16 protein-coding genes are annotated in these 15,321 nt (G+C 69.1%); 7 read left to right on the forward strand and 9 right to left on the reverse strand.

Going from position 1 to position 15,321, the window contains the following annotated elements; translation table 11 throughout:
- The first annotated feature begins 105 nt into the window (after positions 1–105).
- Positions 106–1,953: a Stk1 family PASTA domain-containing Ser/Thr kinase gene (gene pknB, locus ABZW60_RS10810; protein ID WP_355475543.1), complete on the forward strand. Its 1,848-nt coding sequence runs from the start codon at positions 106–108 to the stop codon at positions 1,951–1,953.
- Positions 1,954–2,007: 54 nt separating this feature from the next.
- Here the strand turns inward: pknB and ABZW60_RS10815 are convergent, their stop codons facing one another.
- On the reverse strand, positions 2,008–2,625 hold the full coding sequence (locus ABZW60_RS10815) for an aminodeoxychorismate/anthranilate synthase component II (protein ID WP_355475544.1): 618 nt from the start codon (positions 2,623–2,625) through the stop codon (positions 2,008–2,010).
- A 17-nt stretch (positions 2,626–2,642) separates the two neighbouring features.
- A complete protein-coding gene (locus ABZW60_RS10820; protein ID WP_355475545.1) occupies positions 2,643–3,413 on the reverse strand; it encodes a DUF881 domain-containing protein in 771 nt (256 codons plus the stop codon).
- Positions 3,414–3,514: 101 nt separating this feature from the next.
- On the opposite strand from ABZW60_RS10820, the gene ABZW60_RS10825 reads away from it, so the two are divergent.
- The 5 genes from ABZW60_RS10825 to ABZW60_RS10845 all read left to right on the forward strand — a co-directional run bounded on the left by ABZW60_RS10825 (position 3,515) and on the right by ABZW60_RS10845 (position 7,345).
- Entirely contained in the window at positions 3,515–3,775 is a 261-nt protein-coding gene (locus tag ABZW60_RS10825; RefSeq protein ID WP_355475546.1) for a cell division protein CrgA, read from the forward strand.
- Between the two features lie 488 nt (positions 3,776–4,263).
- Positions 4,264–4,878 carry a hypothetical protein gene (locus ABZW60_RS10830; protein WP_355475547.1) on the forward strand — a complete coding sequence of 205 codons (615 nt, stop codon included), beginning with the start codon at positions 4,264–4,266 and terminating at the stop codon, positions 4,876–4,878.
- A gap of 82 nt (positions 4,879–4,960) precedes the next feature.
- Positions 4,961–5,485: an EXLDI protein gene (locus ABZW60_RS10835; RefSeq protein WP_355475548.1), complete on the forward strand. Its 525-nt coding sequence runs from the start codon at positions 4,961–4,963 to the stop codon at positions 5,483–5,485.
- Between the two features lie 133 nt (positions 5,486–5,618).
- Complete coding sequence (locus tag ABZW60_RS10840) at positions 5,619–6,563, forward strand: ATP-binding cassette domain-containing protein (RefSeq protein ID WP_355475549.1); 945 nt, start codon at positions 5,619–5,621, stop codon at positions 6,561–6,563.
- Positions 6,560–7,345 (forward strand): ABC transporter permease, encoded by a 786-nt coding sequence (locus ABZW60_RS10845; RefSeq protein WP_355475550.1) that lies wholly within the window; start codon positions 6,560–6,562, stop codon positions 7,343–7,345. The genes ABZW60_RS10840 and ABZW60_RS10845 overlap by 4 nt, the downstream gene beginning before the upstream one ends.
- Here ABZW60_RS10845 and ABZW60_RS10850 read toward each other — a convergent pair.
- The 3 genes from ABZW60_RS10850 to ABZW60_RS10860 form a co-directional block, all read right to left on the reverse strand.
- On the reverse strand, positions 7,342–8,016 hold the full coding sequence (locus ABZW60_RS10850; RefSeq protein ID WP_355475551.1) for a pyridoxamine 5'-phosphate oxidase family protein: 675 nt from the start codon (positions 8,014–8,016) through the stop codon (positions 7,342–7,344). The genes ABZW60_RS10845 and ABZW60_RS10850 overlap by 4 nt on opposite strands.
- Positions 8,017–8,069: 53 nt before the next feature.
- Positions 8,070–9,245 (reverse strand): FAD-dependent oxidoreductase, encoded by a 1,176-nt coding sequence (locus tag ABZW60_RS10855; RefSeq protein WP_355475552.1) that lies wholly within the window; start codon positions 9,243–9,245, stop codon positions 8,070–8,072.
- An 82-nt stretch (positions 9,246–9,327) separates the two neighbouring features.
- On the reverse strand, positions 9,328–10,272 hold the full coding sequence (locus ABZW60_RS10860; protein ID WP_355475553.1) for an RNA polymerase sigma-70 factor: 945 nt from the start codon (positions 10,270–10,272) through the stop codon (positions 9,328–9,330).
- Between the two features lie 18 nt (positions 10,273–10,290).
- Here ABZW60_RS10860 and ABZW60_RS10865 point away from each other — a divergent pair, with 18 nt between their 5' ends.
- Positions 10,291–11,658: a PLP-dependent aminotransferase family protein gene (locus tag ABZW60_RS10865; RefSeq protein WP_355475554.1), complete on the forward strand. Its 1,368-nt coding sequence runs from the start codon at positions 10,291–10,293 to the stop codon at positions 11,656–11,658.
- On the opposite strand, the gene ABZW60_RS10870 is transcribed toward ABZW60_RS10865, so the two are convergent.
- From ABZW60_RS10870 to ABZW60_RS10885, 4 genes are all read right to left on the reverse strand, one after another.
- Complete coding sequence (locus ABZW60_RS10870) at positions 11,645–12,532, reverse strand: hypothetical protein (protein WP_355475555.1); 888 nt, start codon at positions 12,530–12,532, stop codon at positions 11,645–11,647. The genes ABZW60_RS10865 and ABZW60_RS10870 overlap by 14 nt on opposite strands.
- A 1-nt stretch (position 12,533) precedes the next feature.
- Positions 12,534–13,388, reverse strand: a complete 855-nt coding sequence (locus ABZW60_RS10875) for a hypothetical protein (RefSeq protein WP_355475556.1) — start codon at positions 13,386–13,388, stop codon at positions 12,534–12,536.
- A 1-nt stretch (position 13,389) separates the two neighbouring features.
- A complete protein-coding gene (locus ABZW60_RS10880; RefSeq protein WP_355475557.1) occupies positions 13,390–14,295 on the reverse strand; it encodes a hypothetical protein in 906 nt (301 codons plus the stop codon).
- A 62-nt stretch (positions 14,296–14,357) separates the two neighbouring features.
- Complete coding sequence (locus ABZW60_RS10885) at positions 14,358–15,293, reverse strand: hypothetical protein (RefSeq protein WP_355475558.1); 936 nt, start codon at positions 15,291–15,293, stop codon at positions 14,358–14,360.
- Positions 15,294–15,321: the final 28 nt, after the last annotated feature.

Consider the following 15,321-nt stretch of genomic DNA (forward strand, 5'->3'; position numbering starts at 1 on the left):
TCACAGCGCGTCTTTCCAACGGGGATCCGCGTGTGGCGGCCGCTACCGTGGGCAAGTTGAGTGTGGTTTTCGTGTCTAACGCAGACAGGTTGGAAGGCTGAGGTCATGACATCGCAGGCACGTCTCGTCGGCGGCCGGTACGAAGAAGGCGAACCGCTCGGCCGCGGCGGCATGGCCGAGGTCCGCAAGGGGGTCGACAACCGGCTCGGCCGGAGCGTCGCGATCAAGCGGCTGCGGATCGACCTGGCCAGCGACGCCACCTTCCAGGCCCGGTTCCGGCGGGAGGCCCAGTCGGCCGCCTCGCTGAACCACCCGACGATCGTCTCGGTCTACGACACCGGCGAGGAGCCGGACCCGAACGGCTCCGGCGTCACCATCCCGTACATCGTGATGGAACTGGTCACCGGCAAGACCCTGCGGGACCTGATCCGCGAAGGCCGCAAGATCATGCCGGAGCGGGCGCTGGAGATCACCTCCGGTGTGCTCGAGGCCCTTGACTACAGCCACCGGGCCGGCATCGTGCACCGCGACATCAAGCCCGGGAACGTGATGCTGACCCCGCAGGGCCAGGTCAAGGTGATGGACTTCGGGATCGCCCGCGCGGTCGCCGACACGTCCTCCACGATGACCCAGACCGCGGCCGTGATCGGCACCGCGCAGTACCTGTCCCCGGAGCAGGCCCGCGGCGAGACCGTGGACGCGCGCTCCGACCTGTACTCGACCGGCTGCCTGCTGTACGAACTGCTCACCGGCCGGCCGCCGTTCGTCGGCGAGTCGCCCGTCTCGGTGGCCTACCAGCACGTCCGGGAGCAGCCGCTGCCGCCGTCGTCGTTCGACCCCGACATCCCGCCGGAGGTCGACGCGGTCGTCCTGAAGGCACTGGCGAAGAGCCGCGAGGAGCGGTACCAGAGCGCCTCGGAGATGCGCGCCGACATCCACCGGGTGCTGGCCGGCCAGCAGGTGACCGCGCCGATGGCGGCGGTCGCGGAGACCCGGTCGATGGCCCCCACCGCGCTGGCGGCGACGGCCGCCACCCAGCAGTACCGGCAGACCGCCGCGAACGACCTGCTGCCCCCGGACGGCGACGACCTGGACGAGGCGCAGGACGCGCGCTCCCGCCGCAACCGCGGCCTGGCGTACTTCCTGCTCGGTCTCGCGATCGTCGCGGTCGCGGTCGGCGCGTACGCCCTGTTCTCGAACATGAACAAGGACGACACCGCCGGCGGTGGCACGACCGCCACACCGCCCGCCAAGGTCACGGTGCCGGACCTGAAGCTCAAGTCGCTGGCCGACGCGACCGCGCTGCTCACCGAGCAGGGCCTGAAGGTCTCGTCGGTGTCCGAGAAGAGCGACACGGTCGGCCGGGGCCTGATCATCCGCCAGACGCCGGAAGGCGGGACCGAGGCGGAGCAGGGCTCGACCGTGAACGTCGTGGTGTCCGCCGGGCAGACCGCATTCTCGGTGCCGGACGTGATCGGGCTGTCGGAGTCGAAGGCGCGCAAGGCGCTCGAGGACGCCAAGGGCCAGTTCAAGGTCAAGGACAAGGCGGTCGAGCAGGACAGCGAGGAGAAGAAGGGCACCGTGATCGCGGTCAGCCCGGACCCGACCGCGCAGTACCCGTCGGGGCAGGAGTTCACCCTGACGATCTCCAGCGGCAAGACCGAGGTCGACGTACCCAACGTCGTCACCCAGACCTACGACGACGCCAAGCTGACCCTCGAGAAGGCCGGCTTCCAGGTCGGGTACACCTTCGGCAACGACCAGAACGCCCCCGAAGGGAACGTGCTGGCGCAGTCCGTCAAGGCCGGTACGAAGGCGGCGAAGGGCTCGCTGATCACCCTGACGGTGAACAAGCTGCAGGAGCAGCCGAGCAACCCGCCGAGCACGCCGAACGAGTCGGAGAGCCCACCGCCGTCGAACCCGACGACGCCGGGCATCACGATCGGCGGCTGAGACGACAGAACCCCCGGAGCGACGGCTCCGGGGGTTCTTCTGTTTCCGGGGTGGCTAGCTGACGACCGGGGCCAGGCCGGCCGAGCGGGCGACCGCGTCCGGGTCGCCGCAGATCTCGAGCCAGTTGGCGAGCATCCGGTGGCCGCCCTCGGTCAGCACGGACTCCGGGTGGAACTGCACGCCCTCGACCGGGAAGTCGCGGTGCCGGGCCGCCATGATCACGCCGGCCTCGGTCCGCGCGGTCACCTGCAACTCGTTCGGCACGCTGTCCTGCGCGATCGCCAGCGAGTGGTACCGGGTCGCGGTGAACGGCGACGGAAGGCCGGACAGGACGCCGGCGCCCTCGTGGAACACCTGGCTGGTCTTCCCGTGCAGCAGTTCGTCCGCGCGGCCGACGACGCCGCCGTACGCGACGCCGATCGCCTGCAGGCCGAGGCAGACGCCGAAGATCGGGATGTCGCGGCCCTTCTCCTTGACGATGTCGACGCACGCGCCGGCCTCTTCCGGCGTACCCGGCCCGGGGGAGAGCAGCACACCGTCGTACTCGCCGACCTGGTCAGGGGTGACTTCGTCGTTGCGCAGCACCGTGGTGTCGGCCTGCAGTTGCTGCAGGTACTGCACCAGGTTGTAGACGAAGGAGTCGTAGTTGTCGACGACAAGGATCCGCGGCATGCGGACCATTGTGACAGCTATCTCCCCGAGGCGGTGGGACTGACCGACGGCGTGCGGTCGAAGCCGGGGACGGTGGCGCTCTGCAGGTCGAGGGTGCCCTCGTAGGCCCGCATCGAGATCGACGACTCGTTCTTCACGTCGTAGCCGAGCTGGAACTTCACCACGTAGTCCTGCAGGTTCTCGATGTACTGCGAGTCATCGAGTGCCTTCTGCAGCTTCCGCCGGTCCCCGATCGCGGTGATCTTGTACGGCGGGAGGTACGGGACGCCGTGCAGGACGACGGAGTTGCCGACGCACTTGATCCCGGTGGTGGAGATGACCCGGTGGTTCTGGATCGAGATCGCGTCGGCGCCACCGGCCCAGAGCGCGTTCACCACCGCCTGGATGTCCTGCTGGTGGATCACCAGCCAGTCGGCATCGACGTCCGGGTTCTCTTTGACGACCTCGGACGGCGCGTCCTTGAGCGTGACGGTCAGGCCCGGCCCGGTGACCGGTGTGGTGCCGACGGCGTCCGACAGGTCCTTGAGCTGCTTGGCCAGCGCGGGGTCGATCGATCCCTGCTGTGCTTGCAGTTTCTCGATGTCCTGGGTCAGGGCCGCGTGCTGGCGGACCAGGCTGGCGCTGCGGCGGCTCTGTTCCTCCACGAGGCCCGCGAGCGTAGTGTTACGGCTGGGTCGCAGGTCGGTGCCCCGGGCGTTGGTGGCGCTGGTCGCGAACAGCAGACCGGCGCACAGCAGCGCCAGTGGCGCGCCCGCGCGCCACAACGAAATCCGCCTCAACCTACGCACCCGTGATCTCCATATTGCTCTCTGCACTACGCTAACCCGGACCGGACCCGAACCATGGTCCTGCTGCGGTCAGCTTATGCGTCCTTACAAGGAGTTCAGTCGTGCCCGAGTCGAGCAGTCGCAACAAGAAGAAGACCGAGAAGGTCAAGGCGGAGAAGACGCCGAAGAAGCCGCGCACCACCAGTCGCGTGTGGGTCGCGCCGCTGATGCTGGCCTGCTGGCTGCTCGGACTCGCCTGGCTGGTCGTCTTCTATGTGGCCGGCCAGGACATCCCGGTGATGGACGACCTGGGCAACTGGAACCTGCTGATCGGCATGGGCCTGATCGCGGTCGGCTTCGTCGTCTCCACCCAGTGGGTCTGACCGACCACTGACCGACCTTCTGCGGCAGATCTCAGCCGGTCACCGGGCGCAGCCGGCCGAGGTCCGCTCCTCGTGGGCTGACCCATGCCCACAGCCGTCCGCCTTAAGGTAAGCCTTACCTATATCGCTGTGGGATCCCGAGAGTTATCCACACCCGTATCCCCAGCTGTGCACACCGATTCGGCCGAGTTGTCCCCAGGTCATTCCTTACTTCTCCACCGAGTCCACCGAAAACTGCTCCAAATCTGTGGATAAGTCAGGTTTAGTCACCCCGGTTTCCACACCGTTCAGGTCGCCAGCCGCCGGTTGTCCACCACCTTCCGAGCTCAGCTGCTGGTTCGTGTTCGGTCTGTGGCGGTCCGACGTACGCCTGGTGACCCTCGGGGCCACCGGGGTGCTGGCGAGTTCGCTGATGCTCGCTCGGGTGTCGCGGGCGGGCGTAACGTCGAAGTGCCGACTAGCGGCCTGAGAGACGGGGAGGGTCTCACATGTTCGTTCAGGTCATTCAGGGGCAGGTCACCGACGCCGACCAAGCGCACCAGGCGATGGATCGGTGGATGGAAGAACTGGCGCCCGAGGCATCCGGCTGGCTGGGAACCACGGCCGGTGTCACCGCGGACGGCAAGTTCATCGCGCTGGCTCGTTTCGACTCCGCCGACGCCGCGCGGCGGAACAGCGACAGCCCAGCGCAGGACAAGTGGTGGCACGAGTTCACGTCGCTGCTCAGCGGCGGCAACGCCACCTTCCACGACACGGAGGACGTCGTGCTGGACGTGCACGGCGATCCGGACTCGGCCGGCTTCGTCCAGATCATGCAGGGCGCCGGCAGCAACCCGGAGCGCGCACGGGAAGTGATGGGTCAGCACCGCGACGAGTGGGCCGCGTTCCGGCCCGAGATCCTCGGCAGCGAGGTCGCCATGTACGACGAAGGCGACTACACGATGGCGATGTACTTCACCAGCGAGGCCGAGGCCCGCGAGGGCGAGCGGAAAGAGGTGCCGCCGGAGTTGCAGGCGGACATGGACGAGATGAACAGCCTCGCCGCCGGCCCGCCGACGTTCTACGACATCGAGCGGCCCTGGCTGTACTCGCCGGCCAAGTAAGGAGTCTCCACTTCTACGTAGAGCTATACGTAGACATCTGCGTACCCATGTGCGTATAGTTCTACGTAGGAGGAGACAAGCGATGCCGAACAAGACGATCTACGTGTCCGACGACGACCTGCCGCTGTACAAGCGGGCCCAGGAGCTCGCCGGCAACCTGTCCTCGGCGATCTCGATCGCACTGCGCAAGTACGTCGAGATGGAAGAGGGCCGGCTCGAGGGGTACGAGGAGATCACCGTGCGGGTGGGCCGGGGCACCGGCCGCAAGCAACGGTTCTCCGGCGTACTGCTCGCGGAGGGCGGCCGGTCGAGCAAGGACGGCTACGAGGCCTTCAAGGTCTACCGCAGCCGGACCGGCAAGTTCGTCCTGCACGCGGACCGCCGCAGCCAGTTCAAGCAGAACGCCGACGACGAGCGCTACCTGACCGGGTGGCGCTCCTGGGTCGGCAACTGGAGCACCGACCAGTCCTGGAGCATGGCGCAGGGCGAGGCCACCCTGCACGTCGTGGACACGATCGACGAACTCCGGGCCCTGATCCCGGAGGACCTCTACGCACTCGTCGAGGAGGCCGCCGACCAGCCGGCGGTCGAGGACCTCGACATCTAATTGAACCCCGCACCGCCACCGGAGCCCCGTCGCGGGCGCCCGGGTGATGACGCACGCCCGAATCCTCCCTCAGCAGACCCGTCAACCGTCCCGGGTCAGGTTCCCCCTGCCCGAAAACCACCGAGGATCCCTCATGTCAGCAGCGATCGACGTCCGCGGACTGCGCAAGTCCTACGGCGCGAAACTCGTGCTCGACGGCATCGACCTGAACGTTGCCGAAGGCACCATCTTTTCCCTGCTCGGCCCGAACGGCGCCGGCAAGACCACCGCGGTACAGATCCTGTCCACGCTGAGCACGGCCGACGCCGGCGAGATCCGGGTGGCCGGCCACGACCTGCACCGGGAGCCGGACGCGGTCCGCGCCGCGATCGGCGTCACCGGCCAGTTCTCCGCGGTCGACGGCCTGATGACCGGTCGGGAGAACCTGATCCTGATGGGCGACCTGCACCACCTCGGCAAACAGGAGGCCCGCCGCCGGGCGGACGACCTGCTCGAGCAGTTCGATCTGGCCGACGCCGGCCAGAAGCTCGCGTCGACGTACTCCGGCGGGATGAAGCGCCGGCTCGACCTGGCCATGACGCTGGTCGGTCGCCCACACATCATCTTCCTCGACGAGCCGACCACGGGTCTCGACCCGCGGAGCCGGCACCGCATGTGGACGCTGATCCGCGAGCTGGTCGCCGGCGGCGTCACGGTCCTGCTCACCACGCAGTACCTCGAAGAGGCCGACCAGTTGGCCGACCGGATCGCGGTCCTCGACCACGGGCGCCTGGTCGCCGAAGGTACGCCGGACGAGCTGAAGCGGCTCGCGCCGGGCGGCCACATCCGGCTGCGGTTCACCTCGCCCGAGGAGTTCACGCTCGCCGGCCGGGTGCTGCCGACCGCCGTACCGGACCACGAGTCGCTGGTCCTGCAGGTGCCGAACGACGGCAGCGCCCACGCGCTCCGCGACCTGCTGGCCCGGATCGACGACGCCTCGCTCGAGGTCGACGAACTGACTGTCCACACCCCCGACCTGGACGACGTGTTCTTCGCCGTCACCGGTCAGCCCGCTGCGAAGGAAGTGACGGCGAAATGAGTTACGCACTGCAAGACACCGCGACGATGCTGCGCCGCAACCTGCGGCACGCCCAGCGCTACCCGGGTCTGTCGCTCGGCGCCCTCGGGATGCCGGTGATCATGATCCTGCTGTTCGGCCTGGTGTTCGGCGACACGTTCGCGGCCGGCCTGGGCGGCGCCGGGGGAGGCTTCGACTACATCGACTTCCTCACCCCCGGCATCCTGCTGATGTCGATCGCGTCCGGGACGATGTCGCCCGCGGTCGCCGTCTGCATGGACATGTCCGAGGGCATCGTGGCCCGCTTCCGGACGATGGCGATCTTCCGGCCGGCCGTGCTGACCGGGCACGTGCTCGCGAACGTGCTGGTGACGATCGTCAGCCTGGCCCTGGTGGTCGGATTCGCCGTCCTGATCGGTTTCCGGCCGAACGCCTCGCTCACCGACTGGCTGCTGGCGGCCTTGCTGCTGATCGGCCTGACCATCGGCCTGACCTGGTTCGCGATCGCGCTGGGACTGACCAGCAAGACGCCGGAGGGCGCGAGCAACGTCGTGCTGCCGATCAGCCTGTTGCTGCCCTTCCTGAGCAACACGTTCATCCCGCTGGAGGCGATGCCGGGCGGTATCCGCTGGTTCGCCGAGTACCAGCCGTTCACCCCGATCATCGACACCTTGCGGCACCTGCTGCTGGGGACGCCGATGGACAGCAGCAGCGGCTGGCTCGCCGCGGCCTGGTGCGTGGCGATCGCGGTGGTCGGGTACTTCTGGGCTCAGTCGAGCTACAACAAGGGGACCGTCGCCTAGGACTGTGCGCCCAGGAGTTTCGCGCGGGTGCGGACGTGGGCGGGGACCGGAAGGTCGCAGTCGGGATTGGTGTCCGGTTCGGCGGCCACGACCCGGAGCGGGAGCACGCCTGTCCAGTACGGCAGGTCGAGGTCCCGCTCCTCGTCGTTGGCAGGCCCGGAGCGGGTCTTCACCGAGGCCTCGGTCAGCGAGAGCGCGAGCACCGAGGTCTGCGCGAGTTCCTTGCGGTTCGGCGGCCGGACCTCGAGCGACCGCCCGGGCACCAGGTGCTCGACGATCCGGTTGAGACCGTGCAGCTTCTCCTCCGGATCGGTGACGAGCCGCGGCATGCCGAAGATGACCGCGGACCGGTAGTTCACCGAGTGGTGGAAGGCGGATCTGGCCAGCACCAGGCCGTCCGTGTGCGTCACCGTCGCACAGACGGTCTGCAGCGGGGCCGCGACCACGCTCCTGGCCGCGACCGAGCCGTGCAGGTACATCTCTCCGTCGGGCCCGCGGTCCAGATCCACGCCGTACGCCGTCGGCAGCACCAATGGATCGTTGTCCACGATGACGCCGAGGTGGCAGAACATGCCGTCGAGCAGTACGTCGTGCAGCGCCTGGCGATCGGTGGCGGCGCGTTCCTTCGAGCGGCGCAGGGAGGTCCGGGCGGTCGGCTGCAAAGCGGTCATGAAACCAGGTTCCGCGTGCAGTGGCATGGTGGCACGGGCCATTCCGCGACGAATCAGCTAGTCCATTCGGGCAGCGGGACGGGCTGGCTGACCACGTGGTGCCGCCGGACCGGCAGGCCGGTCATCGGGTTCTCCACACCCCACGCGGCCCCCTTGCAGATCAGCTCCTTGTAGACGGCGGCCACGCGACCGCTCAGCGTGGCGTTGACGGCGCGGTCGTCGCTCGTGACGTACTGGATCAGCCCGTTCTTGCGCCCGAGCGAGATGCACTGGTTGAAGTAGGCCAGCGGGGCGTGCGGGAGCTTGCCACCGGTCAGCCGGGCCGCGATCGAGTCCGCGGCCTGCCAGGCCATCGGCTGACCTGAGGCGCACGACATCCGCAGCGGCTTGTTCTTCGAGCCCATCGCGTACGCCGCGTCGCCGATCGCGTAGACGTCCGGGTGCGACACGGACCGCATGGTCTTGTCGACCACGATCCGGCCGGTGTCACTGACCTCGAGCGCGGTCTCCCGCACGATCGGGTGGACGGCGAATCCGGCCGTCCACACCGTGACCGCCGCCGGGATCGACGTACCGTCGCCCGTCACGACCTGGTCCGCGTCGACGCGCGCGACCGCCGTGTTCTCGTGCACGGTGATACCCAACCGGTCGGCGACCTTCCGCAGGTGCCGGCGGCCCTTGGGCGACAGCCAGTCGCCGAGCGCGCCGCGCACCACCAGCGCGACGTCGAGGTCCGGCCGGGACTCGGCCAGCTCGGTCACGAACTCCACGCCGGTCAGGCCGCCGCCGACGACGGTCACTGTCTGGCCGGCCTGCAGCGACGCCAGGCGCTCGCGCAGCCGGAGCGCACCGGGACGGCTGGCGATCTGGTGCGCGTGCTCGTCGGCACCCGGGACGCCCTGCGAGTTCCAGCCGCTGCCGAGCGCGTAGACGAGCGTGTCGTACTCCAGCTCCCCGGAGTCGAGCGCGACGGTCTTGCGCTCGACGTCCACGCCGGTCACCTTGGCGATCTTCAGCTCGACGCCGGTTCCGGCGTACACCTGCTCCAGCGGGCGCGGCTTGAGGTCGCGGCCGGTGGCCAGCTCGTGCATGCGGACGCGCTCCACGAAGTCGGTCTCGCCGTTGACGAGGGTGATGCTCACTTCGTCGCGGTACAGCCGGGCGGCGAGGCGGCCGGCTGCGACGGCTCCGGAGTACCCGGCGCCAAGAACCACGATGCGGTGCTTCATATCCGTACTCCTGTCTGATGCGGTGTCAGCCCTTGAACCGGGCAGCTCGCCGTTTCATGACAGGTGCGGGATGTGAAGCACGTCACAGGATGGTCGTCAGCGGTTCTCCGTGCTCGGACGCGGCGAACAGCTCGGTCGCGCGCGCCAGCTTGTCCGGGTTCGCCTGGGTGCGAACCGCGGTGACCCCGTCGGTGGTGACCTCGAGGCACATGACCCCGATGACCTCGCCGTTCACGACCACGACGAGAGCGGGCTCGCTGTTGACCGCCCAGGCGTAGACCTCCGCCGGACCGCCGACGTACAGCCGCTTGGCCTCGGTCGGTTTGAACATGCCGCGCAGGAAGCGGGCGACCGCGAGCGCGCCCTCGACGGCGGTGGTCCGGGCCGCGACCTTGCCGCCGCCGTCGCCGACCGAGATCGCGTCGGCGGTGAGCAGTCGCACGATCGAATCGGTCTGCCCGCTGGTGGCGGCGGCGAGGAACTCGTCCACGATCCGCCGGGCCACGGCCTCGTCGACCTCCGAGCGCGCCTTGCCGTCGGCGAGGTGCTGCTTGGCCCGGCGGAAGTGCTGCTGGCTGGCGGATTCGCTGATCTCGAGGATCTCCGCGATCTCGCGGTGCGAGTAGTCGAACGCCTCGCGCAGGACGTACACGGCCCGCTCGTTCGGCGACAGCCGCTCCATCAGTGTGAGGACGGCGTACGACACCGATTCGCGCTGCTCCGCGGTGTCCGCCGGGCCGAGCATCGGGTCGCCGTCGAGCAGCGGTTCGGGCAACCATTGACCGACGTACGTCTCGCGCCGCGCGCGGGCCGAGGCGAGCTGGTTGAGACAGAGGTTCGTCAGCACCTTCGTCAGCCAGGCCTCCGGGACCTCGATCCGGCCGATGTCCGCGGCCTGCCAGCGCAGGAAGGTCTCCTGGACGGCGTCCTCCGCCTCACTGGCCGAGCCGAGCATCCGGTACGCGATCGCCTCGAGCCGACCCCTGGACCGCTCGAAACGAGACACGTCCTCCGCGGCCATGGTCATGCTGCGATCCTAGTTGGCGTGCAGAGTTCGCTGCCGCTGACGATCGACCGGACCGCCGGGCTGCCGTTGCACCTGCAGCTCGCGGAGCAGTTCCGGGCGGCGGTGCTGGACGGCCGGCTGCAGGCGGGGCACCGGCTGCCGTCGACCCGCGACCTCGCGCGGGAGCTCACCGTCTCGCGATCGGTCACGCAGGCGGCGTACGACCAGCTGCACGCGGAGGGCTGGATCGAGGGCCGCACCGGCGCCGGGACCTACGTCACCGATGTCGTCCCGCTGCAGCCCGCCGTACGCCGTCACGTCGAGCCCCGGCCCGACGCCGGCACGGAGCTGCTGACGCTGCGCCCCGGCATCCCGTACATCGCGCCGGCCCCGGACCCCGGCTGGCGGCGCGCGTGGCGTGAGGTGTCCACCCAGTCGCCGCCGCGCGGGTACGACGACGCGGCCGGGCTGCCCGCGCTCCGCGCCGCGCTCGCGGACCACGTCGGCCGGGTGCGCGGGATCGCCTGCGGCCCCGAGAACGTCCTCGTCACCAACGGCACCGTCCACGGCCTGCGGCTGCTGCTCACGGTCACGCGCGCGCCGGGCGACCGGATCGCGATCGAGGACCCCGGGTACCTGAACGCGGTCGTCGCCGCCCGCGACCACCGGCTCGACATCGTCGACGTCGGCGTGGACCAGGACGGCCTGCTGGTCGGGGAGCTGACCGACGACCTCGCCGCCGTCTACGTGACGCCCTCCCACCAGTATCCGCTCGGCGGCCGGCTGCCTGTTGCCCGCCGCAACGAGCTGGTCCGGTGGGCGCGCCGGACCGGCAGCCTGCTGATCGAGGACGACTACGACAGCGAGTTCCGGTACGACGTCGCGCCGCTGCCCGCGCTCGCCCAGCTCGACCTGGAGCGGGTGGTCCACCTCGGGACGCTGTCGAAGACGCTCAGCCCCGCGCTCCGCCTCGGCTGGCTGGTGGCGTCCGAGGCGATGGTCGAGCGACTGGCCGCGTTCCGGGCCGACTCCGGCGACTGGCCCGGCTGGCCGATGCAGGCTGCGCTGCTCGCCATGCTGCGCGACGGCTACCTCGACCAGGCCGTACGCCGCGGGCGCCGGCTGTACGCGGACCGCCGTACACACACCTGCGCAGTGCTGTCGCCGTACGGCCGGGTCGTCGGCCAGGACGCCGGACTGCACATCACGCTGCTGCTGCCGGACGGCGTCGACGACCTACGGATCGCGCGCGAGGCCCGCGCGGCCGGCGTCGTCGTCGCGCCGCTGTCCGAGTACCGCCGGACCGTGCCAGGACCGCCAGGGCTGGTGATCGGCTACGCGACTCCGTCGACGTCCGATCTGCACAAGGCCCTGACGATCCTGACCGAGGTGCTCAGTCGCCGGTGAGCGGGTCGATCGACGGCACGCCGCCCCAGCGGAAGTGGACCGGATCGTTGCTGGCCGTGGAAGCGGCCAGATGGTTGATCACCGTCGCCGTCCCGTTCGCGCGCCCCACGGCGTACGTGTGCGCCGTCCTGGTGTCCTTGTCGATGCCGACCAGGAGCGTCCCGTAGTTGCCGCACTTGCTCGCCAGCAACTTCTCGAACCCCTGCCAGGTCCTCGTCCGCACCGGCTTCACGATCGGCTTCATCGGCGACGAGACCGGGATGCGGATCGTGTAGAGCGCACCGCCGCGGGTGTTCGCCAGGAACGTGTCGTACGTCGGGGTCTTGCTGATCAGCGCCATCGACTTCACGGCGGCGAACCCGGGGGCGGACCCGGTCGCCTTCCACGTCCAGGCGACGACACCCCAGCGGAACAGCGTGCCGTCGCTGCGCAGCCCGTACCCCGTGGTGCGGGTGGTGAGCTCGGAGACCTCTACCGCGGTGAAGGTCGACCAGCCGCCGCCGACCCGCCGCGTCTCGTTCGGCTGGTCGGCGCGGATCTCGTTCATGGTGTCGATGGAGTACTCGCGGTAGTACAACGCGTCGCCTGCCACCACCCAACCGTGGTTGGTGGCGCCCCAGTTGTCGTGGGCGTCACTCGTGAACGACGTACTCAGCCGGACCGCGCCGGGATCGAAGACGTCGAAGATCGGGCCGGGCAGCCCGACGGTGCGCGGCGGGTAGCCGACGGTGATGCCACCGTTGTTCTGCGCCCCGCTCGCGAGCACGGAGCCCGGCGCGAGGGAACAAGCTACCGAAGCCGCCTGGGCAGCCGGCGCGGTGACCACACCGGCGATCAGCGCCGCGGCGCCCACGAAGGAGAACAGTCGCCTCATGTCAGTCGCCGTTCAGCGGCTCGTAGGGATTGGTGGCCCACCGGTAGTACGCCCGCGCCGGGAACGAGCCACTCCGGCGGCCGAGGCCGAGGATGACTGTGGACGTTCCGTTGGTGTGGCCGACGGCGTACTGAGAGGCGGTCCGGGTGTCGAAGTCGATGCCGACCAGGAACGTGCCGTACTGACCGCACTTGGTCGCGACGAGCTTCTCGAAGCCTTGCCACGTGCGGGTCCGGACCGGCCTGACGATCGGCTTCATCGGCGAACTGGCCGGGATGCGGATGGTGTACAGCGCGCCGCCGCGGGTGTTGGCCAGGAACGTGTCGTACGTCGCGGTCTTGCTGATCAACGCCATCGACTTCACCGACGCGAACCCCGGCGCCGAACCGGTGGCCTTGAACCTCCACGGGACGTTGATGTCGAAGCTCCAACGCCTCAGAGTCCCGTCGCCGGACAGTCCGTACGCCGTGTTCCGCGCGGTCGCGCCCTTCGCCGCGAACTGCGACACCTCCAGCGCCTTGTACGCCGACCAGCCGGAACCGACGGGCTGGGAACCGCGCGGCAGACCCGGATCGACCTCGGCCTCGTTGGTGAGCGAGTAGTACCAGTAGTAGGCCCTGTCGCCCGACACCGCGTAGCCGGAGAGGTCGAGACCGTACCCGTTGCCCAGTTGGGTCGAGGTCGAGGCCAGTCGCACCGGACCGAGCCCGGTCGTCGGGTCACCCTCCGGTCCGAAGGAACTCAGGGCGACGTCACAGGTCGCGGCTGTCCGCTGAGTCGCCGTACCTGAGGCGTGCGCCGTAGCGGTTCCGGCGAGCATCAGTACGGCGATCGGCAGTACTGCCCAGCGTTTCATCTCAGTCTCCGTTCAGCGGGTCGAGGTAAGGCACCACGCCCCAGCGGTAATACGGGGCATTCGGGAAGGTTCCGTCGACCTTGCCCAGGGCGTTGATCACCGTCGCCGTGCCGTTCGCATGGCCGACCGCGTACAGGTAGCCGCTCTTGGTGTCCTTGTCGATGCCGAGCAGCAACGTGCCGTAGTTGCCGCACTTGCTCGCGACCAGCGCCTCGAAGCCCTGCCAGGTGCTCGTCCGCACCCGCGTCACGATCGGTTTCAGCGGCGACGTGATCGGGATCCGGATCGTGTAGAGGGCACCGCCGCGGGTGTTCGCGAGGAAGGTGTCGTACGTCGCCGTCTTGCTGATCAGCGCCATCGACTTCACCGACGAGAACCCGGGCGCCGACTGGGCCGACCTCTTGAACCCGCCGTTCCAGCGGAACAGCGTGCCGTCGCTGCGCAGCCCGTACGCCATGAAGTGTGAGATCTTCCGTGCGCTGTCGTCGTACGAGGAGACCTCGAACGCGGTGAAGTTCGACCAGCCGCCGCCGATCCGACTGACAATGGGGTCGCCGAAACTGCGGTTGTAGAAATAGCGGTACAGCGCATCGCCCTGCACGACGTAGCCGGACCGGTCGAAGCCGGCGACGTTGGGTTCGACCACCCAGCTCGAGCTGAGCCGAACCTGACCGGGCGGGAAGACGGGCTCATCGACCGGGTTGAGCCCCTTCATCGCCGGTGGCGTGCCGGCGGTCACGGTGGCCCCGGTTTGGGCGCCAGCAGGGTCGACCGACCCGAGCCCCAGCGAGCAGGCCTCGGTCGTGGCACGTGCGCCGGTCTGCGCGGCGTTCGCAGACGGCACGAACGCCGCGGCGGTCAGCACCATCGCCCCGGCCAGACTGAACGCGGCCTTACGAACCTTCACGTTCCCTCCCTGAGATCTACGCTCCCAGAGATCTTGATGCAGGCCCGGAACGGAAGGTTGCGTCAATCGCCGTTCAGCGGATCGAAGTCGAACCGCCACCGGAAGTCGACGGGATCCGCGAACGTGGCCGGCACCTTGCCGAGGCCCCGGATGACCGTGGACAAGCCGTTCGCGTGGCCGACGGCGTAGAGGTAACCGGACCCGGTGCCCTTGTCGATCCCGAGCAGCAGGTCGCCGGAGTTCCCGCACTTCGCGGCGGCCAACGTCTCGAACACCTGCCATGTCGACGTCCGTACCCGCTGGACGACCGGCTTCATGGGCGCGCCGACCGGGATCCGGATGGTATAAAGCGCGCCGCCCCGGGTGTTCGCCAGGAAGGTGTCGTACGTCGCGGTCTTGCTGATCAGCGCCATCGTCTTCACGGCCGAGAAACCACCGGCGTCTCCCGTCCGGTGCCAGACGAGGCCGTCCACCCGCCAGCGGAACAGCGCGCCGTCGTTCCGCAGCGCGTACGCCGTTTCCCGGACGACCGGTCCGTGTTGCACCGGGATGTACGCGGTCGTCTCGACCAGCCGGAAGTTCGTCCAGCCGCCGCCGATCCGGATCAGCTGCGGCGGATCGATGTAGCTGCCGAGCGTCGGCTCCACGGTGTAGCTACTGCGCGACAGAACATCACCTTGGACGACCCATCCGACAGCCGTCCACAGCCCTACTTCGAAGTCGTGGACGAACGACGAACTGAGCCGGACCTGACCCGGCGGGTAGACCTTGGTCCCGACATGCTTCGGGAACGCTTGCACGATCGGCGGTGTTCCGGCGGTAATCAGCCGGTCGGTGTGATCTCCAGCCGTGGTGACCGAGCCCATCTCGATGGTGCAGCTGGCGACCGTTCCCTCCGCGGTCGTCAGGGCTGCTTGTGCGGGCGGCACGAAAGCCGTCGTGAGAAGAAGTGCCGCGGCGGCTGCCAGGCCGGCGCGGGTGGTGCTTGGACGGGACATCTGCCCTCCCCCTCTCTCCCCATAAAGC

Source organism: Kribbella sp. NPDC003557 (genome assembly GCF_040610805.1).
Classification (GTDB): Bacteria; Actinomycetota; Actinomycetes; order Propionibacteriales; family Kribbellaceae; genus Kribbella.